The following is an 18,128-nucleotide window of genomic DNA, read 5'->3' on the forward strand; positions in this document are numbered from 1 at the left end:
TTGGCGTCTTACTGGAGGTTCAAAATGTTCTCGACACTGCTTCGCTTGATTGCCGCTATTGCGCTCGTTCTCGCATCCACGGCGGTGCATGCCGCCTGTACGCCAGCGATCACTGACGACAATCTGATCGCGCCCGGGAAATTGCAGCTTTCCATCAACCCGACCAATCCGCCGCAGCAATTCGTCGACAAGGACGGCCAGTTGCAGGGCCTCAACGTCGAGCTCGCCGCCGAGCTCGGCAAGCGGTTGTGTCTTCCGGTCGAACTCGTCCGGATGGACTTTCCCGCAATGATTCCCGCGCTCAACGCGGCACGCATCGACGGCATCGACACCGGCATGTTCTGGACCGAGGAGCGCTCCAAGCTGATGTACATGGTGCCTTACGCCATTCAGGCCATTTCAGTCGTGGTGGCTCCCGACAACGGCACAAAAATTGCTACCGAAAACGATCTGATCGGAAAATCGTCCGCCGTCGAGGTCAGCAGCTACCAGATGAACTGGCTCAAGAAGCTCAGCGATGCCAGCGTGGCGAAAGGTGGAGCCGCCGTCGAGATGCGGACGTTCCCCACCGCGACAAACGTAGTCAGCGCTCTGCTTGCGGGACAGGTCGACAATGCCTTGCTCGTCGATAGCGTGGCGCGCGATCTCACCAGCCGCGGCCGCGTGAAGGAAGTGCTGAGCGGTCTCGGCACCGCGCGCACGACGCTGGGTTTCCGCAACAAGGCGGTGGTCGACGCCGTCGTCAAGGCGCTCAACGCGATGCGCGCCGACGGCAGCTATCAGGCGCTGTTCGACAAGTTCGGCCTGACCAGCATGCCGGCCGACCGGCCGCTCGCAATCGCCGGCCCCGGTCCGGCCTGATACCCTACGGAGACCAGCCGATGAGCCATTTCAGTCCGACGGCCGCCGTCAGCTACTTCTTCAACTACTTCCTGATGAAGGGAGTGCTCGTCACCATCGGCCTGACGGTGGCGGCGGTGGTCGGCGGATTGATCCTCGGCATGGGCATCGCGTTGCTGCGCATGTCGTCTAACCCCGTGCTCGCGGGCGCGGCCCGCTTCTATATCTGGTTCTTCCGCGGCACGCCGCTCCTGATCCAGCTCGTCGTGATCTACAGCGGCTTGCCGCAGCTGGGGATCAAGTTCAGCGTGATCACCTGCGCGCTCGTCGGGCTCATCCTCAACGAGGCGGCATATCTCGCCGAGATCGTGCGCAGCGGCTTCATGGCGGTATCGGCGGGTCAGCGCGAAGCCGCCTGGGCGCTCAGCCTGTCGCCCTGGGTCACGTTTCGCCGCGTGACCCTGCCGCAGGCGTTCCGGCTGATGATCCCGCCGCTCGGCAACTCCATCAACTCGCTCTTGAAGGCGACCTCGCTCGCCTCCGTGATCTCGGTCGAGGAGCTCATGCGCCGCAGCGACATGCTGATGCAGGAGCATTTCCAGATCCTCGAAGTCTATGCGGCGGCAACGGCGTATTACCTGATCCTCACCTCGGTCTGGGATGCGGTGCAACGACGGTTGGAAAAGCATTTCGGTAGATCGAGTGTTGCGAAATCCAGGAAGGTCGCGACGAGGGCGCCGGTCGCACAGGCTAGCGTGGAGGCCCGGGCATGAGCGAGATGTCGATGAATACGGCGAGTGGTGTCGAAGGCGCGATGGCGCAGCCGCAGTTGCGAGAGGTTCCCGCGGTTCGCATGGAGGCGGTCTACAAGCACTATGGCGACTTCACCGCGCTCGACCAGATCGACCTCAAGGTCGCCAAGGGCGAGAGGATCGTGGTCTGCGGTCCCTCCGGCTCGGGCAAATCGACGCTCATCCGTTGCATCAACCACATCGAGAAGCACGATGAGGGGCTGATCTGCGTCAACGGGATCGAGCTCGATCGGCAGCGCAAGAACATCGACGCGATCAGGCGCGACACCGGCATGGTGTTCCAGAGCTTCAATCTGTTCCCGCACATGACGGTGCTGGAGAACTGCATCCTGGCGCCGATGACCGTGAACGGCATGTCGGAGTCGAAGGCCAGGGACCTTGCCATGCATTTCCTGACCAAGGTCCGGATTCCCGACCAGGCCGAAAAGTTTCCAGGGCAATTGTCAGGCGGTCAGCAGCAGCGTGTTGCGATCGCGCGGGCGCTGTGCATGCGGCCCAAGATCATGCTGTTCGACGAGCCGACCTCGGCGCTCGACCCCGAAATGGTCAAGGAGGTGCTGGAGACCATGAAGAAGCTCGCGGAAGAGGGCATGACCATGCTGTGCGTGACCCACGAGATGGGTTTTGCCCGCGAGGTCGCCGACCGCATCGTGTTCATGAACGAGGGCAAGGTGGTCGAGCAGGCCGCGCCGGAAGAATTCTTCAAGCATCCGAAGTCCGAGCGGGCGCGAACGTTCCTCGACCAGATCATTCATTAGCTGGCGATGTCGGCGAAGATGCGAACATTCAGCGACCGCCTGCGCGGCATTCATGCCGCGACGATCGTGCCGATGACGCCCGATTTCGAGGTCGACGAGGTGCAGCTCGCAGTGCATCTCACGTCGGTCGTGTCCACACCGGGTATCAATGGGCTGCTCGTCAACGGCCACGCCGGCGAGAACTTCGTGCTGTCGCTGGCCGAGAAGCGGCGCGTGGTGGAGCTGGCGCGCCAGCACGCGCCGAAGGACTGCCTGATCGTCTCCGGCGTCAATCATGAATCGAGCCTGGAGGCCGCGCGCGAGGCGGCTGCGCTGGAGCAGGCCGGCGCGGACGGGCTCTTGGTGTTTCCTCCCAACAGCTGGGCGCTCGGCCACGCCGATGAGTGCGTTATCGAGCATCACCGCCGCATCCGCGATGCGACGGCCGCGCCGCTGATGCTCTATGCCGCGCCCGTCGGCGCGGGCGCGATGGCTTACGTCCCGCCGCTGCTTGCGCGGCTCGCCGCCGATCCGCGCTTCGTTGCGGTGAAGGAAGGCAGCTGGGAAGTCGCGGCCTACGAACAGCATCTCAGGCTGATCCGCAAGCTGCGGCCGGACTTCGTCGTGCTCGGCTCGGGCGACGAGCATCTGCTGACGAGCTACCTCGTGGGCTCCGCCGGCAGCCAGGTCAGCCTTGCCTGCGTTGTGCCGGAGCTCGTGGTCGGCCTTTGGACCGCGGCGGAGGCCGGCGATTGGGAGCGGGCGCGCGCCGCGCACGAGAAGCTCTATCCCCTCGCGGTCGCGATCTACCGCGACACGCCGGGAGGACGCGCGACGGTGCGGCTCAAGGCCTGCCTGAAGCTGCTCGGGCGCCTCTCATGCGACGTGGCGCGGCCGCCACAGCCGCCGGCGACGTCGGGCGAGCTGAAGGCGCTTGAGCAGGCACTGTGCGTCGCCGGCGTGCTCTAAGCTGCGAAGAACGGATTGGCCGGCCGCGCGAGGCCGAGATGATCGCGCAATGTCGTGCCCTCGTAATCCGCACGGAACAGCCCGCGCTCCTGCAGGACCGGCACGACGAGTTGGACAAAGTCTTCGAAGCCCTCGTGGAAGTAAGGCGGCATCACGTTGAAGCCGTCGGCGGCATGCTCCTCGAACCAGAGCTGGAGCGTGTCGGCGATGCGCTCGGCAGAGCCACACAGCACCCAATGGCCGCGGGCGGCGGCGAGGCAGGCTGTTCCAGAGGCGCCCAGGAGCCGATGATCCCGCCGAAAACGCGGTGAAAAACGTGACCACTCTGCGGACCGAAAGCCGCCAAGGAGCCTAACCAACCATCCCTGGCAAGTCCGGCGCGGGCGTTCTTCGATTCAGTTCTCGTTGGTGGCGGGTCGTCTCAATCTGAAGATTTGTCTGATTTTGAGCAGGCCGTTCACCGTCTATTGAAGTTTTGGCCCATCCCCGCGGAAGATGGACCCAGATGCTTCTCGTTGTGGCAAACGTGAACGGCATGGCTCTCTCATGTCTCCCAGGTTTTTTTGTTCCACTTGCATGGGACGCACGTTCAGGCGAAGGAATAGTCCTTTGCAAATGGTCAGCCGCCTACGAATATCTTGATATCATCGAATGGTACGGACAGAGGTCAATGCATTGAAATTGCAAGCCTATCGCTTTTCCGTGGCTCCCATGATGGACTGGAGCGAGAGTTCAAGATTTTCAATGCGTTAGAGGGCGGCGTGTGCACGACGTGTGCACCGGGAGATCAAGGAAGATCTTGCGACAGCTAATGTGAGCAGGCCTTCGGCACTGGGCTTGCGCCGTTTCAGACAGCGCGCTCGCCAATGGTTGATCCAATCAAGAATTGAAAATTGTTGCGGCATGGTTCAGCCAATAGGTTGGCGCGCGGCAGTGCCCGGGTCATCTGTTGTCAGTGAGCTTTAGAAAGCCGTTGATCCTGATCTCGTTCCACACCTTTTCCTTGAAGAACGGATCCCCTTGGTTGAACCGGCGGACCATCTCGATGTCGTCGGCCTCGACGAGCTGCATGCTTCCAATCCGCGTTTCGCCGTCCGCGGCCAAAATGGGTCCCGCAATAACGATCTTCATCGGGCTCGCTTGTAGGTAGGCCTTGTGCTTGTCGTATAGTGCGAGCCGTCGGTCGACGGAGTCGGGATAGTCGAGGCAGTGAATGGCGAAGAGCATCGCTGTGGGCCTTTCTGTTTGTGGTGGCGTAGGACCTGAAGGGCGAGTCGCTACACCGAGATCGCCGAGCGTCGGTCATCGAGGATCATCGAAGCTCCTTTCTCAGCGATCATGAGTGTCGGGGCGTTGGTGTTGCCCGAAGTAATCGTCGGCATGACGGAAGCATCGACAATTCTGAGGCCGTCTATGCCGTGTACACGGAGGCGCTCGTCCACGACCGAATTCCGGTCCTGACCCATTCGCGCTGTGCCAACCGGATGGAAAATTGTTGTTGCTATGTTTCCAGCGGCAAGCGCGAGTTCCTCGTCGGTATCGAGATGCGCGCCTGGCAAGACCTCCTCCGGCATGTACGGCTTAAAGGCATTCGTCGCCATGATCCGCCGAGTAAGTCGGACGGCGTCCACGGCGACCTGGCGGTCACGCGGATGATCGAGGTAGTTTGGTCGAATCGAAGGATGATTTCGGAAGTCTGGCGATACGAGATGCACCGAGCCCCTGCTTGCCGGTCGCAGGTTGCATACGCTCGCGGTAATGGCTGGGTAGCGATGAAGGGGCTCTCCGAAGCGATCCAAGGAGAGTGGCTGAGCATGGTATTGTAGATTCGGCATTTCCTGAGACGGATCTGACTTTGCAAAGGCACCAAGCTGGCTTGGCGCCATGCTCATGGGACCCCGCCGCAAAAAGGCATACTGCAGCGCGATGCGCGCCTTGCCGCTTAGCTTCGAGGCTAAATGGTTCAAGGTCAGGGCATTACTCACCTTGTAAGTGAGTCGCACTTGAAGATGGTCTTGAAGGTTTTCGCCAACGCCGTGCCGATCGAGCACAACGGGGATCGCGTAATTCTGGAGGCGGGCCCCTTGGCCCACGCCCGAAAGCTCGAGAAGCTGGGGGGATCCAATCGCGCCCGCGGCAAGGATGACCTCGCCGCCGTCATTGAGGTGCGCGATGACATCGGTATCGGATTGATCGAAAGCGACGCCCGTTGCTTGCCCGCATCGAAATAGTATCCGTTTCGCATGCGCGTGTGTGACGACGGTCAGGTTCGATCGATTCCTCGCCGGTCTGAGGAAGGCCTTGCTTGCGTTGACGCGAACGCCGCGACGTTGATTGACCTGAAAGTAGCCGACCCCCGAGTTGTTACCCCTGTTGAAATCAGCAGTTGCGGGGATTCCAACCTCGACGCAGGCATCCCGGAAAACGTCAAGGATCGGCCAATGGAGGCGCTGCTCCTCGATGCGCCACTCGCCGCCGGCATGATGTTCATCGTCCTCGCCGTGAACGAAATCCTCGTGCCGCATGAAATAGGGCAGAACGTCTTTCCAACTCCAGCCGGCGTTTCCCAGCTCGCTCCAGAGGTCGTAGTCCCGAGCCTGTCCTCGCATGTAGACCATGGCATTGATTGATGAGCATCCACCGAGCACCTTGCCGCGCGCGTAACCGATCTGGCGTCCGCCCAAGCCGGCTTCGGGGTCCGTCTTGTAGCACCAGTCGGTTCGCGGGTTGTCGATGCAATATAGATATCCGACCGGGATGTGGATCCAGAGGTAGTCGTCTTTGCCTCCTGCCTCCAGCAGAAGAACGCGGTGCTTGCCGCTTGCGGTAAGTCGGTTTGCAAGGAGACAGCCAGCGGTTCCCGCGCCGACGATGATGTAGTCGTAGAATCCGCTGTTCTCGGCCAACTGTTTCCTCCGGCTCATTGGGTGCTGTGCAGTTTTCAGCGTTGACACCTCCGTGACGGCGGGAGAGCCCGCCGTCACGGCGGATTCACGGTACGAGGATGAGTGAGCCTGCAGTCTTGCGGCCTTCGAGATCGCGGTGGGCCTGCGCCGCTTCCCGAAGAGGATAGGTCTTCGTCTCGATTGCCTTTAAATGTTCGAGGCGGATCGCCTCGAAGAGGGCGTCCGCTGCGGCTTCGAGTTCTTCGCGCTTGGCTGTATAGTGGGCGATTGACGGTCGGGTGACGAAGAGTGAGCCTTTGGCGCCGAGTTGAGCGAGATCAAGTGGAGGGACGTGGCCAGAGGCCGTTCCGAAGCTGATCAAGATGCCGCGGGGACGGAGAGTATCCAGGGAGCCTGCGAAGGTATCCTTGCCGATAGAATCGTATACCGCTGAGACTCCCTCACCCCTAGTGATGTCGCGGACTCTCTCCGTGAAGTTTTCCTTGGTGTAGATGATTGTATGATCATATCCGTTGGCGCGTGCGAGCTTGGCCTTCTCTTCCGAGCTGACGGTCCCGATAACCGTTGCGCCGATATGCTTGAGCCATTGGCCCGCGATGAGTCCGATCCCGCCTGCTGCGGCATGGAAGAGGACGGCGTCGCCTTTTTTCACCTCGTGACAGCGGCGGATGAGATATTCGACGGTCAGTCCCTTGAAAATGAGGCTCGCAGCGACTTCGGTCGGAATGTCGTCGGGCAGCTTGAGAGCGCGAGCGGCCGGAACGTTGCGGGCTGAGGCATAGCCGCCTGGGGGGCCGCCGACATAGACCACGCGGTCACCAGGAACGAAGTTCTTGACGTTCTCGCCGACAGCTTCGACGATTCCAACGCCTTCGACGCCGACACCGCTCGGCAAGGGCAGCGGGTAGAGACCGCTCCGATGGTAGATATCGATATAGTTGACGCCGATCGCGCGCTGAGTGATCTGGATCTGATCGGCTGCCGGTTGCTGAAGTTCTTCCGTCGTCCATTCGAGAACATCCGGAGAACCAACCTTCGAGAATTTCAGTGCATGTGCCGTCACTGGCATTCGAGTTCCCTTTGATTTGGAAGAGGAGAGTTCGGCGAACTCTATCCAAACCCCATCAAAGGAGAGCCAGCACCAATATTGCAGAGTGGTTTTTCACAATTGGAAATTTGCCTGCCGGCCTTATTGGAGGGCCGTTGGCCTAGCCGGAACTGACAGGAGCCTCGGGCCCGGCTATGTTCATTAATTGCGGCGCAGCATCGGTGATCGTCTCTGCGACGTGGTCGGCGAGAGAGCGAACGCGGGTCAAAGCGTGGGATTCCGATTGCTGCAGCAGCCAAATGTCGGAAATGAAAGGCGGCTCACTCTCAAGCACACGTACTAGGCCAAGTCGATTGGCGATGAAGGCAGGCAACACGGCCAAACCAAGGCTGGCTTCCGCTGCGACCAGTTGAGCGCCCATCGTATGGGCACGAAATACGAAGTTCGGTTCAGGAGCGATGTCCGACAACCAGCGTGCCAGCGGGAGAAATGCCAGGACAGGATCCCATCCGATCAAGCGATGCTTTTCGAGGTCTGCTGCCGTTCGGGGGACCCCGTGGGCTTCGACGTAGGCGCGCGAACCATACAATCCCAGCGCGATGCTTCCGATGCGGCGCACCAGGTAGTCGCCTTGCGTTGGCCGGACCAGGCGTACCAGGACGTCGGCCTCACGCTGCGAGAGCCGCAGCGGTCGGACGTCGGCTATCACCTCCAGCTGCACTTGCGGATACCGCTGTTGAAATCCGGCAAGCCCTGGGATGATCAGGTGTTGTCCCAGCAATTCGGGGATGGCCAGGCGGACGATACCCGTCAATTGTTCTGATGGCCCCGTGGCGCCTCTCTCCAGCCAGAGCAGTTGGGCCTCCGCCGCTTCTGCAGGAGGAAAGAAGGCTTCGCCGGCTTCCGACAACACATATCCGTCCGGGCGTTTGGCGAACAATGTGGTCTTGAGCGAGCTCTCGAGCGCGGCAATCCGCCGGGCGACGGTGGCTTGGCTCACCCGCAACTCCCTCGAAGCTTCCGTTAGACTGTGCGCTCGCGCCACCGCGAGAAAGTATCGGAGATCGTTCCAATCCAAGCTGGGCTCCTGTTGGACGTCATGCAGGGGCGGTTCTGTCTTATCTCCCAGGCTGCGGGTTATGCGCGGCAGCAAAGCCTGACGCTGCTTGCCGCGACCATATCGCGAAGCCGCAAAGCCGTCTCGGAAGATTGGGCTGCCAAAAACAATTGCAACCGAAGGACATGGAGACAATATTCTGGCCCAATTTCTGGCCCTCGTCCGATTTGCTTACACATCAGCACTCCGCTGCTTCTCGCCGAACCTCTGAACTGCATAGTCCAGGAAGCTCCGCAGCTTCGGTGTCATTCGTTTGTCGGGAGCGTACAGTGCGTGCAACGGACGGGCAGGGGGTTCGTATTTTGGCAAGAGCCTCACGAGACGCCCCGTCTTGATCTCGTCGGCCACGAGTTCGTGCGGCTGCAGAAGCACACCCATACCTGCCACGGCAGCTGCACGAAGCGCTTCGCCGCTATCAGTGGAGAATCTGCCCGTGATCGGGACGGTCTCCCGACCGTGCGGTCCCTCGAACGACCACTGCGTGCGAAGCGACGTGTGCGAGAATACGAGGCATTCGTGGTGCTGCAGATCCTCTGGTTTGCGCAGTTTTTTCGCTGATTTGAGATAGTCCGGCGCCGCGCAAAGAACCATTCGAAGCGAGGCCAGATGTCGCGCCAGCAATGCGCTGTCCGAAAGTGGTCCAGTGCGGAAAACAACATCGAAACCCTCGTCCACCAGATCGACCGTCCGATTGGTAAGACTGATGTCCACGGACACCTCCGGATGTTGCTTCAGGTATGCCGGGATTTCAGGTGCCAGCGCGTGACTTCCGAAGGTAATGGGCGCGCTGATTCTTAGCCGCCCCCGCGGCGTCGAGCGGGTTTCCGCGATCAGCGCTTCGGCCGCCTCCATCTCCGCCAGGATGTTCTTCGCCCGCTCGTAGAACACGCGACCGCCGTCGGTCAGGCTCTGCCGACGGGTCGTGCGGTTCAGCAGCTTGATTCCCAGGCCGTGCTCTAGCGTCCGTATTTGCTTGCCCGCCAGTTGCGAGGACAGGTCAAGTTCGGCCGCGGCAGCAGAAATGGAGCCGAGCTCGACCGCGCTTACAAAAGCTCGCATGCATACCAATCGATCCATTTGAAACAAACCGTTTGTTGTATCGATCAATTTCGCCGATTTATCCAGATTTGTTGTATATCTTACAGTCGCGGCATTGCAATCGGCATTACGCCATCTGCTGGCCCCGGCCAGCTCAAACCTGGAAGAAAATCCAATGCGATCATTCACACAGAGAGCCGTCTTTGCTGCCGCTTTGGGCGGCGCGGCACTAGCCTCAACGGGAGCCTCGGCTGAAACGCCCGATAAGCAGAAGCCCACGGTGGTGCTTGTCCACGGCGCGTTTGCCGACGGTTCGGCCTGGAACAAGGTCATTCCCTTGCTCCAGGAGAAAGGGCTGACGGTCGTGTCCGTGCAGAACCCGCTGACCTCGCTGGCCGACGACGTTGCGACCACGCGGCGCATGCTCGACAATCAGACCGGCCCCGTTGTCCTGGTGGGACACTCGTGGGGTGGCGTCGTCATCACGGAAGCCGGCAAGCACGAGCGCGTCAAAGCGCTGGTCTACGTCGCCGCATTCGCTCCATCCGAAGGGCAATCGGTCGCGGACGTGTCCAAGGATTACCCGACACCCTCAGGTTTCGCGCACATTCTCGCAGACAAGGAGGGATTCCTGACGCTCAGCCTTGAGGGAGTGTCGAAACACCTCGCCCCAGACGTTCCGGCTGATCAAACCCGGCTGATGGCCGCGACGCAAACCCCTACGCGTGGAAAGAACTTCGAGGAGAAGGTCACCACCGCTGCCTGGAAGACTAGGCCGTCGTGGTATGTGGTGAGCGAGCAAGACCGCATGCTTCAGCCCGCCCTGCAGAAGGCGATGGCCGAGAAGATCTCGGCTCATGTTGTGAGCCTGCCAGCCGGGCACACGCCACAGATTTCGCAGCCGGCCGAGATTGCAAAAGTGATCCTCGCAGCTACGGCAGGCGCGCCAAAGTAGTGGCGTCCTGGCGCGCTCAGTTGTCGAGCGCGTTTTTTTCTTGAACCGTGTCACGGGCAACGAGCGCGGGCGCCAAAGGCGGCCTGCGCTCAAGTTTGCCATTCGGATCCCCCGGCTTCCAGAACCGGGCCATGGCTGCCAGCAGAACTGCAAAATCGTTTTTCATCTTTGACCGTGGAGACGGCCGATCAACGATTTCAAGCTCTGCATCACGCAGCGCACGGCATCGTTGCGAATACAAACGTCAAGAACAAACCAGGGGGCAACAGATGTCAAAGCTTGCATCGGCACTCTTCCTAACAACAGCAATGATCTCTGCGAGCCCAACATACGCATCGGGCGACGTCATACGGATCGGCGTCCTGAACGATCAGACTGGCCTCTACGCGGAATTCGGTGGTCTGGGCTCCGTGGAAGCTGCGAAATTAGCTGTCGAGGAATTCGGTGGCCGAGTGCTTGGAAAGAAGATCGAAATTGTGGCAGCCGATCATCAAAACAAGACCGATATCGGGCTCTCGACGGCAAGGAAATGGTTTGATGCCGATAACGTCGACATGATCACTGACTTGACCAATTCGGCAATCGCAATCGGCGTTCAGAACTTGGCGAAAGAACGCGGCAAGATAACTATCGCCGTTGGTCCCGGAACGACGCGGCTCACCAATGAAGATTGCTCGCCGACAGGATTTCACTGGATGTGGGACACGTACTCCCAAGCGGCTGGCACCGCCCGGGCGGTTTTGGAGAACGGCGGCAAGAAGTGGTTCATCCTGGCCGCAGACTACGCTTTCGGCCATCAGATGGCTGCAGACCTATCCAGGGCTGTGCAGGACCACGGCGGCATTGTTACTGGAAATGTTCGTCACCCTCTCGGCACCAGTGACTTCTCGTCCTTCCTCCTTCAAGCTCAGGCATCCAAGGCTGAGATTGTCGGGCTGGCAAACGCGGGAGCCGACACGATCAATTCGATCAAGCAGGCGGCCGAGTTCAACCTCGCCGGGAGCGGACAAAAGCTGGTTGGTCTCGTTGTGGTGATAAGCGATATCAGGGCGCTTGGATTAAGCAGTTCCAAGGGCCTCCTGGTAACGACCGCTTACTACTGGGATCGTGACGAAAGTAGTCGAGAGTTTGCGAGCAAGTACCAGGCTCGGACTGGCAAGAAGCCAGGCATGATTCAAGCGGGTGTCTACTCGGGAGTACTGCACTATCTGAAGTCCATGCAGGTCGCGGGCACTGAGGATGGCAAGGCCGTCGCTGCCCAAATGCACAAGCTTCCGGTCCAGGATGCGGTATCGAAGAACGCCCTTGTGCGGCAAGATGGACGGGTGATCCGGAATATGTATCTGGTGGAAGTCAAATCTCCATCCGAGTCCACGGGCGATTGGGATTACTATCGCATCGTCCGAACGATCCCTGGAGATCAAACAGCGATTCCGCTTTCAGAAAGCAAGTGTGCATTGTTGAAGCAGTAGCGGGAGCTCGAGGCGAGCGGCAGGTCCGTATCGGCCGCACTCCGGGAATGCGATAAGCGGGACCCGGGCTCGTGCCATGGTCGCCGGAAGCGTCCGCACAATCGCGATGCTACTTTGCATGGGGTTGTTTTCGATATTTTAGTTGGATCGGACATGCCTCCGCGGACGGGGTCCAAAAGCGTATTGTTGCATTGAGCTGGTGTTGCGGTTAAGCAATTGAGATGGATTGGAAATTTTCTGTCGCCCCCATGATGGACTGGACCGACCGGCATTGCCGGGTGTTCCATCGTCATCTGACCCGGCATGCGCTGCTTTATACGGAGATGGTGACGACCGGCGCGGTCATTCATGGCGACCGGGCGCGGCTGCTTGGCTTCGACGCTAGCGAGCATCCGGTGGCGCTCCAGCTTGGCGGATCGGATCCGCGCGAGCTTGCGCTCGCGGCACAGATCGGCGCCGATTTCGGCTATGACGAGATCAACCTCAATGTCGGCTGCCCGTCCGACCGGGTACAGGACGGCCGCTTCGGTGCGTGCCTGATGGCCGAGCCCGCGCTGGTGGCCTCGTGCGTGGATGCGATGAAACGCGCCGTGCGCGTGCCCGTGACGGTGAAGTGCCGTATCGGCATCGACGATCAGGATCCGGAAGTCGCGCTCGATGCCCTGGCGCGCGCGGTGGTCGCGGCGGGCTCTGATGTGCTGATCGTGCATGCCCGAAAAGCCTGGCTGAACGGCCTGTCGCCGAAAGAGAACCGCGACATCCCGCCGCTCGATTACGATCGTGTCTATCGGCTCAAGCGGGCGATGCCCGACGTGCCCATCATCATCAACGGAGGGATCTCCGGTATCGAGGAGGCGAAAGCCCATCTCGCCCACGTTGATGGCGTGATGCTTGGGCGCGCGGCCTATCACGATCCGTGGCGGCTGCTCGCGGTCGATCCGGAGTTCTTCGGTGAAGCCGCACCGCATGCGACGATGCAGGCCGCGTTTGAAGCTATGACGCCCTACATTGCCGAGCAGCTTGCGCGCGGCACGCGGCTGCACGCCATCACTAGGCATTTCGTCGGCGCGTTCCATGCCGTGCCCGGCGCGCGTGCCTTCCGCCGCCATCTTGCCGAGCATGGCACAAGGCCAGGCGCCGGGCTCGATGTTCTTCGCGATGCGATCGCGCGCGTCAGCGATCGCGCGGTGGCGGAAGCCGCGGAATAGCGACACCTCTGGATGTTGAAAGCGAAGAGCCGGATCGGCGATCCGGCTCTTCGTTGTTCGGCGGATTGAAAGCCACACCGGCGATCTTTCGGGGCGCCGGCCATGTCGCTCGTGTCTAGGGGTAGCCGTGCAGCATCAGGCGGTCGGCGCGGACTTCCCAGCGCTCGAGGCGGTCGAGGAAGCTCATGCCGAGCAGGTTGGTCTTCATCGTGCCGTGCGGCACCACCAGCGCCGGCACCGAGCGCTCGACGAGCTTGCCGATCGCGAGCCGGTCCAGCGTCAGGCGCGCCGCCTTGGTGCGGCCGCCGGCTGTCTCGACGTCGACGTCATAGTCAAGCAGCTCCAGCGGCAGGCCCGCTGCCTTGGCCGTCTCATAGGTGAGCACGACGGAGGTCGCGCCGGTGTCGACCACCATGGGCGCGGGCACGCCGTTGATCCGTGCCTGCAGCGCGAATTCACCGCCGCGGCCGCGCTGGACCTCCACGGCGCGCGTCTTCAGGCTGGTGCGGTGGCGCATGAGATCGGAGACAGTGTCGCTGGCGCGAGCGACCTGCTCGGGGTCCCTGTAAGCGACCACAGCGCCCGCGGTCGCGGTCAACAGTAACAGCACCAGGAAGAGGCGGCTCATCGCGCGCCTCCGTTCGTCAGCGTCAGGCGGATTTCGATGCCGGACTGATCGGCGAAAGTCCTGCATCCGCCATGCGCGCCGGAAGCTGCGCCATGAGGGCGAGCCGTTCGGCTCGCTCCATGGCGTGCCAGCGCGCGATTTCCGGCAGTGTGCGGCCGCAGCCGAAGCACAGCTTGGTCTTGGGGTCGATCATGCAGACGGCGACGCACGGCGTATCTTTGCTCATTCCCGCATAGTGAAGGATCGCTGGGCAGTTCTGCAAGCATCTCAGGAACCCGTGCCCGCGCTCATGATCGGCTTGTGGCGCGGCCGGCGTTTCTCGTCCGTGACAGCGGCACCATCGGGCTGCAGCGGCGGAGCTTCTTCCGTCATGGGCGCAAGCGCGCTCATCACGCGCTCCGGCGGGAAGGTGACGATCACCTCGGTGCCGATGCGCAGTTTCGATTTCAGCGTGAACGTGCCGCCGTGCAGGTCGATGAGGTTTTTGGCGATGGGAAGGCCAAGGCCTGCGCCCTGTTCGGCCGATTTGATCGAGTTGGAGCCCTGGCCGAAGGAGGCGAGCACGACCGGGATCTCGTCTTCGGGGATGCCCGAGCCGGTGTCCTTCACCGAGAGATATTGCCCGCCCGAGGCGGTCCAGCCGACCTTCAACCAGATATCGCCACCCTGCGGGGTGAACTTGATGGAGTTGGACAACAAATTGAGCACGACCTGGCGGATCGCGCGCTCGTCGGCCCACAGCCGCGGCATCGCCTGCTCATAGACTTCGTGGATGGTGATGCCGCGGCTCGAGGCGCGCAGCTTCATCAGATGATGGCAGTCGGCGACGATGCCCACCAGCGACACCGCTTCCTCGTTCAGCTCGTAACGGCCGGCCTCGATCCGGGACAGGTCGAGGATCTCGTTGATGAGATTTAGCAGATGTACGCCGGAATTATGGATGTCGGCGGAATACTCCTTGTAGACCGGCACTGCGTGCGCACCAAAGATCTCGCTCTTCATCACCTCGGAGAAACCGAGGATCGCGTTCAGCGGCGTGCGCAGCTCGTGGCTCATCTGCGCGAGGAAGCGCGATTTGGCGACGTTGGCGGATTCGGCGCGGTGCCGCGCCTCGTCCGAGATCGCCTTGGCCTGTTCCAGTTCGCCGATCAGCGCGTCCTTCTCCGCGCGCGCCTCCAGCGTTGCGAAGGTCGAGGAGTGCAGCCGGTGCGCCAGAAGCACGAAATAGCCTTCGGCGGCGAGCGACAGCGCCGCCAGGATGTAATTGTCCAGCGAGCCGCTCATCGCAAAGCTCAGCGCCATCGCGACCGCAACGGGCGCGGTGGCCGCAAGCGCGGCGATCGGCAGATTGGCCGCCAGCATGCTCGATACTGCGATCACCAGCAGCATCAGGAACATCATCAGCGTTTCCGTGACGACGTCGAGCACGGGATGGATCAGGATCGCCATCCAGCACAGGCCATAGAGGAGGTCGAGCACGACGAAGCGCGTGCGCCATTTGCGCGTGACGGCGGGCAACGCCGGCTCGGCGAGATAGCGGCGGCAGCTCCGGATCATCGCGGCGTGGATGCAGAGCATGCCGACGGTCCAGAGCGCCGCAGGAACCGGTTGCATCCAGAGCCCGAACAAGAGGCCGGTCGCGACCACTAGCAGCATCACGACGTAAGATGCCGACAGCCGCGTCTGCGCATATTGGCGCAGCATTTCGCTGTCGAAGGCGGGCCTTGTTCCGCTGGTCGACGTTAACTTGTCGCGCGCCTCGCGCACCCGCTGCGCTGCAGCCCGGCGACTGCTCGCCGATGGCACGCTCGCCGGCTCGGCCGGAAGCTGCACGACCTCGGGCTTTTCAGCGGGGTTACTCATCAAGCAACACGAATTCCTGCCCACGCCGACGCGGGCCTTCTGCATTCTCTATCTCTGGCAATAAATCCTTAAGAGCTGACTTAAGGAGCTAAAGAATTGCGTTAACGGAGAGTTAATTCGGCGTATCGAAGTGCGGCGAAAGGCCGGCTCAGTGCACCACCGCGTGCTGCGCGATATAGACCATGGCCCCGGCCAGATATCCGGCAAGCGCCGGTCCCGCGATGCGGCGGGCGTACCAGAAGAACTCGATCTTCTCGAGCCCCATGGCGGCAACCCCGGCGGCCGAGCCGATGATCAGGATCGAGCCGCCGGTGCCGGCGCAATAGGCGATGAACTCCCAGATGAAGCTGTCGGGCGGGTAGTGCGCGAGGCCGTACATGCCCATCGTCGCGGCGACGAGCGGCACGTTGTCGATGATGGCGCTGAGCAGGCCGAGCAGGACGACGATGATGTCCTGCCGGCCGATGGTCGTATCCAGCCATCGGGCGAGCGTCGCCAGCAGGCCGGCATGTTCGAGACAGGCGACCGCGAGCAGGATGCCGACGAAGAACACGACCGAGGCCATGTCGATCCGGGTCAGTGCATGCACCAGGGTGAGGGGACGTCGCACGTGCTCGTCCTTGTGGCGGTGGATGATCTCGCCGACCATCCAGAGGATGCCGAGCCCGAACAGGATGCCCATGAAGGGCGCAAGATGCGTGGCCGCCTTGAATGCGGGCACCGCGATCAGCGTGCCGAGCCCGAGATAGAACATCATGTTTCGTTCAAACAACTCGACGCCTTGCAGCCGATCTTCCCGCGGCGGCGGGGCGATGACCTTGCCGCGCACTACAAAGCTGATGATGAGCAGGGGAACGAGGAGATTGACGAGGGCCGCCGGAAACACCGCCCACATGATGCTCAGCGGCGAAACCTGGCCGCCGATCCAGAGCATTGTGGTCGTGACGTCGCCGATCACGGTCCAGGCGCCGCCGGCATTGGCCGCAATGACGATCAGGGAGGCGAACAGCAGCCGGTCGGCGCGCCGGCCTATCAGCTTCTGGATCAGCGAGATCATGACGATGGTGGTCGTCAGATTATCCAGGATCGCGCTGAGGAAAAACGTCACGAAGCCGACCAGCCACATGAGGCGTGCCTGGCTCGTGGTGCGGATCAGCGAGGTGATGACCTCGAAACCGTCATGGGCGTCGATCACCTCGACGATCGTCATCGCGCCGATCAGGAAAAACACGATCTGCGCGGTGGAGGAGACGGATTCGTCGAGTTGCCGGCTGATCAGCGCCTGATCGCCGGTCATGGCCGCGTAGGCGGTCCAGAGCAGGCCGGCGCCGACGAGCGCGGTCGCGCTCTTGTTGATGCCGAGCGGATGTTCGAGCGCGATCGCCGCGTAGGCAACGACGAAAATTGCGGCGATCGCGATCAGCAAGACAGGTCCGGGTTTAAGCGGCCATCAGCGTTGCAGCCGCGCGAGCAGGCTCGACGTATCCCAGCGCTTGCCGCCCATCTTCTCGACTTCGGCATAGAACTGGTCGACCAGCGCGGTGACCGGCAGGTTGGCACCGTTGCGGCGGGCTTCCGCGATGCAGATCGAGAGGTCCTTGCGCATCCATTCGACGGCGAAGCCGAAATCGTACTTGTCGTCGTTCATGGTCTTGTAGCGGTTCTCCATCTGCCAGGACTGCGCCGCGCCCTTGGAGATGGTGTCGATCACCGCCGCAACGTCGAGGCCCGACTTCTTGGCGAAGTGAATGCCTTCGGAGAGGCCCTGGACGAGGCCTGCGATGCAGATCTGGTTGACCATCTTGGTGAGCTGTCCGGAGCCCGCAGGTCCCAGCAGTTTGCACATCCGCGCATAGGCCGCGATGATCGGCTCGGCGCCGGCATAGGCGTCCTGGGCGCCGCCGCACATCACGGTCAGGACGCCGTTCTCGGCGCCGGCCTGTCCGCCCGAGACGGGGGCGTCGACGAATTTGAAGCCGCCCTTTGTGGCGGCCGCATCAAGCTCCCGCGCGACTTCGGCGGAGGCGGTGGTGTGGTCGACGAAGGTTGCGCCCTTCTTCATGCCGGCAAACGCGCCGTCGGGACCGATCGTCACCACGCGCAGGTCGTTGTCGTTGCCGACGCAGCACATCACGAAATCCTGGCCTTCCGCGGCCGCCTTCGGGGTCGGTGCGGTCTTGCCGCCGAACTTGTCCGCCCATTCCTTCGCCTTGGCCGCGGTGCGGTTGTAGACGGTGACCTCATGGCCCCCCTTCTTGACGAGGTGGCCGGCCATGGGGAAGCCCATGACGCCGAGACCGAGGAAAGCGACTTTAGCCATATGGGTGACCTTGCTTGTGCTTGGGGTGTTCTTGCGGTTTTGACCGGCCTTTGAGGCGGCCGGGTCAGAATTTCAAGAGGTTTTGGTCTGAAGAGGTTTTGGCGGTTCCGCCCCCAAAGGGGCGGATCGGAGGCGCACCATAAACCCTTGAGGCCGGAGGGCAACGGCTTCGTTTGAAGGTCTCCTGTGCTAGGATGATGAGCGAACAAGGACGC

The 18,128-nt window shown here is 61.7% G+C and carries 18 protein-coding genes and 1 pseudogene; 7 read left to right on the forward strand and 12 right to left on the reverse strand.

All coding sequences use genetic code 11. The features are described 5' to 3' along the window. The first annotated feature begins 24 nt into the window (after positions 1 to 24). Genes YUU_RS0135305 through YUU_RS0135320 form a run of 4 tightly spaced genes read left to right on the forward strand, consistent with a single transcriptional unit; the run spans position 25 to position 3,358 of the window. The gene (locus YUU_RS0135305; protein ID WP_027526587.1) at positions 25 to 861 is read left to right on the forward strand and encodes an ABC transporter substrate-binding protein; all 837 of its coding nucleotides are present in this window, start codon (positions 25 to 27) and stop codon (positions 859 to 861) included. Positions 862 to 881: 20 nt separating this feature from the next. Next, on the forward strand, positions 882 to 1,613 hold the full coding sequence (locus YUU_RS0135310; protein WP_027526588.1) for an amino acid ABC transporter permease: 732 nt from the start codon (positions 882 to 884) through the stop codon (positions 1,611 to 1,613). Next, positions 1,610 to 2,410 (forward strand): amino acid ABC transporter ATP-binding protein, encoded by an 801-nt coding sequence (locus YUU_RS0135315; protein ID WP_027526589.1) that lies wholly within the window; start codon positions 1,610 to 1,612, stop codon positions 2,408 to 2,410. The genes YUU_RS0135310 and YUU_RS0135315 overlap by 4 nt, the downstream gene beginning before the upstream one ends. Positions 2,411 to 2,428: 18 nt before the next feature. Then, positions 2,429 to 3,358, forward strand: a complete 930-nt coding sequence (locus YUU_RS0135320) for a dihydrodipicolinate synthase family protein (RefSeq protein ID WP_027526590.1) — start codon at positions 2,429 to 2,431, stop codon at positions 3,356 to 3,358. On the opposite strand, the pseudogene YUU_RS0135325 reads toward YUU_RS0135320, so the two are convergent. From YUU_RS0135325 to YUU_RS0135350, 6 genes and pseudogenes are all read right to left on the reverse strand, one after another. Continuing rightward, positions 3,355 to 3,615: pseudogene (locus YUU_RS0135325) on the reverse strand (nitrilotriacetate monooxygenase); the annotation flags it as partial. The gene YUU_RS0135320 and the pseudogene YUU_RS0135325 overlap by 4 nt on opposite strands. Positions 3,616 to 4,300: 685 nt before the next feature. Beyond that, positions 4,301 to 4,585 (reverse strand): YciI family protein, encoded by a 285-nt coding sequence (locus tag YUU_RS0135330; protein ID WP_027526592.1) that lies wholly within the window; start codon positions 4,583 to 4,585, stop codon positions 4,301 to 4,303. 50 nt (positions 4,586 to 4,635) lie between these two features. Continuing rightward, on the reverse strand, positions 4,636 to 6,282 hold the full coding sequence (locus YUU_RS0135335; RefSeq protein ID WP_035664242.1) for a GMC family oxidoreductase N-terminal domain-containing protein: 1,647 nt from the start codon (positions 6,280 to 6,282) through the stop codon (positions 4,636 to 4,638). 67 nt (positions 6,283 to 6,349) lie between these two features. After that, entirely contained in the window at positions 6,350 to 7,333 is a 984-nt protein-coding gene (locus tag YUU_RS0135340) for a quinone oxidoreductase (protein ID WP_027526594.1), read from the reverse strand. Between the two features lie 139 nt (positions 7,334 to 7,472). Beyond that, the gene (locus YUU_RS52680) at positions 7,473 to 8,390 is read right to left on the reverse strand and encodes a LysR family transcriptional regulator (RefSeq protein ID WP_063621778.1); all 918 of its coding nucleotides are present in this window, start codon (positions 8,388 to 8,390) and stop codon (positions 7,473 to 7,475) included. A 210-nt stretch (positions 8,391 to 8,600) separates the two neighbouring features. Further along, positions 8,601 to 9,800: a LysR substrate-binding domain-containing protein gene (locus YUU_RS0135350; RefSeq protein WP_245288184.1), complete on the reverse strand. Its 1,200-nt coding sequence runs from the start codon at positions 9,798 to 9,800 to the stop codon at positions 8,601 to 8,603. On the opposite strand from YUU_RS0135350, the gene YUU_RS0135355 reads away from it, so the two are divergent. Further along, positions 9,748 to 10,422, forward strand: coding sequence for an alpha/beta fold hydrolase (locus YUU_RS0135355; RefSeq protein WP_245288185.1), 675 nt, complete (start codon positions 9,748 to 9,750; stop codon positions 10,420 to 10,422). The genes YUU_RS0135350 and YUU_RS0135355 overlap by 53 nt on opposite strands. Before the next feature lie 16 nt (positions 10,423 to 10,438). Here YUU_RS0135355 and YUU_RS59190 read toward each other — a convergent pair whose 3' ends face one another. Then, positions 10,439 to 10,588 carry a hypothetical protein gene (locus tag YUU_RS59190; RefSeq protein WP_156944681.1) on the reverse strand — a complete coding sequence of 50 codons (150 nt, stop codon included), beginning with the start codon at positions 10,586 to 10,588 and terminating at the stop codon, positions 10,439 to 10,441. A gap of 103 nt (positions 10,589 to 10,691) precedes the next feature. On the opposite strand from YUU_RS59190, the gene YUU_RS0135365 reads away from it, so the two are divergent. Then, positions 10,692 to 11,894 (forward strand): ABC transporter substrate-binding protein, encoded by a 1,203-nt coding sequence (locus YUU_RS0135365; RefSeq protein ID WP_027526597.1) that lies wholly within the window; start codon positions 10,692 to 10,694, stop codon positions 11,892 to 11,894. A 221-nt stretch (positions 11,895 to 12,115) separates the two neighbouring features. Beyond that, positions 12,116 to 13,102 carry a tRNA dihydrouridine(20/20a) synthase DusA gene (gene dusA / locus YUU_RS0135370; RefSeq protein ID WP_084801685.1) on the forward strand — a complete coding sequence of 329 codons (987 nt, stop codon included), beginning with the start codon at positions 12,116 to 12,118 and terminating at the stop codon, positions 13,100 to 13,102. 115 nt (positions 13,103 to 13,217) lie between these two features. On the opposite strand, the gene YUU_RS0135375 is transcribed toward dusA, so the two are convergent. The 5 genes from YUU_RS0135375 to YUU_RS0135395 form a co-directional block, all read right to left on the reverse strand. After that, positions 13,218 to 13,730 carry a TIGR02281 family clan AA aspartic protease gene (locus YUU_RS0135375; protein ID WP_027526599.1) on the reverse strand — a complete coding sequence of 171 codons (513 nt, stop codon included), beginning with the start codon at positions 13,728 to 13,730 and terminating at the stop codon, positions 13,218 to 13,220. Between the two features lie 22 nt (positions 13,731 to 13,752). Next, complete coding sequence (locus tag YUU_RS0135380; RefSeq protein ID WP_027526600.1) at positions 13,753 to 13,956, reverse strand: DUF1289 domain-containing protein; 204 nt, start codon at positions 13,954 to 13,956, stop codon at positions 13,753 to 13,755. Positions 13,957 to 13,997: 41 nt separating this feature from the next. Next, positions 13,998 to 15,593, reverse strand: coding sequence for a HAMP domain-containing sensor histidine kinase (locus tag YUU_RS0135385; RefSeq protein WP_027526601.1), 1,596 nt, complete (start codon positions 15,591 to 15,593; stop codon positions 13,998 to 14,000). Positions 15,594 to 15,741: 148 nt separating this feature from the next. Then, a complete protein-coding gene (nhaD, locus tag YUU_RS0135390; protein WP_027526602.1) occupies positions 15,742 to 17,019 on the reverse strand; it encodes a sodium:proton antiporter NhaD in 1,278 nt (425 codons plus the stop codon). A 24-nt stretch (positions 17,020 to 17,043) separates the two neighbouring features. Further along, complete coding sequence (locus YUU_RS0135395; RefSeq protein WP_027526603.1) at positions 17,044 to 17,913, reverse strand: NAD(P)-dependent oxidoreductase; 870 nt, start codon at positions 17,911 to 17,913, stop codon at positions 17,044 to 17,046. Between the last annotated feature and the right edge of the window lie 215 nt (positions 17,914 to 18,128).

This window comes from Bradyrhizobium sp. Ec3.3 (assembly GCF_000472925.1).
Classification (GTDB): domain Bacteria; phylum Pseudomonadota; class Alphaproteobacteria; order Rhizobiales; family Xanthobacteraceae; genus Bradyrhizobium.

What these genes read in the sequence shown, in the direction of transcription:
- YUU_RS0135350 (WP_245288184.1), bottom strand. Translation starts at nt 9,800, where the DNA reads ATGACCTTGTTCCAGGCCGAACCGTCGGCAAACGCGCCGTGGACAAGC.
- YUU_RS0135305 (WP_027526587.1), top strand. Translation starts at nt 25, where the DNA reads ATGTTCTCGACACTGCTTCGCTTGATTGCCGCTATTGCGCTCGTTCTC.
- YUU_RS0135330 (WP_027526592.1), bottom strand. Translation starts at nt 4,585, where the DNA reads ATGCTCTTCGCCATTCACTGCCTCGACTATCCCGACTCCGTCGACCGA.
- YUU_RS0135310 (WP_027526588.1), top strand. Translation starts at nt 882, where the DNA reads ATGAGCCATTTCAGTCCGACGGCCGCCGTCAGCTACTTCTTCAACTAC.
- dusA (WP_084801685.1), top strand. Translation starts at nt 12,116, where the DNA reads ATGGATTGGAAATTTTCTGTCGCCCCCATGATGGACTGGACCGACCGG.
- YUU_RS0135340 (WP_027526594.1), bottom strand. Translation starts at nt 7,333, where the DNA reads ATGCCAGTGACGGCACATGCACTGAAATTCTCGAAGGTTGGTTCTCCG.
- YUU_RS0135395 (WP_027526603.1), bottom strand. Translation starts at nt 17,913, where the DNA reads ATGGCTAAAGTCGCTTTCCTCGGTCTCGGCGTCATGGGCTTCCCCATG.
- YUU_RS0135315 (WP_027526589.1), top strand. Translation starts at nt 1,610, where the DNA reads ATGAGCGAGATGTCGATGAATACGGCGAGTGGTGTCGAAGGCGCGATG.
- YUU_RS0135335 (WP_035664242.1), bottom strand. Translation starts at nt 6,282, where the DNA reads ATGAGCCGGAGGAAACAGTTGGCCGAGAACAGCGGATTCTACGACTAC.
- YUU_RS0135365 (WP_027526597.1), top strand. Translation starts at nt 10,692, where the DNA reads ATGTCAAAGCTTGCATCGGCACTCTTCCTAACAACAGCAATGATCTCT.
- YUU_RS0135375 (WP_027526599.1), bottom strand. Translation starts at nt 13,730, where the DNA reads ATGAGCCGCCTCTTCCTGGTGCTGTTACTGTTGACCGCGACCGCGGGC.
- YUU_RS59190 (WP_156944681.1), bottom strand. Translation starts at nt 10,588, where the DNA reads ATGAAAAACGATTTTGCAGTTCTGCTGGCAGCCATGGCCCGGTTCTGG.
- YUU_RS0135320 (WP_027526590.1), top strand. Translation starts at nt 2,429, where the DNA reads ATGCGAACATTCAGCGACCGCCTGCGCGGCATTCATGCCGCGACGATC.
- YUU_RS0135385 (WP_027526601.1), bottom strand. Translation starts at nt 15,593, where the DNA reads ATGAGTAACCCCGCTGAAAAGCCCGAGGTCGTGCAGCTTCCGGCCGAG.
- YUU_RS0135380 (WP_027526600.1), bottom strand. Translation starts at nt 13,956, where the DNA reads ATGAGCAAAGATACGCCGTGCGTCGCCGTCTGCATGATCGACCCCAAG.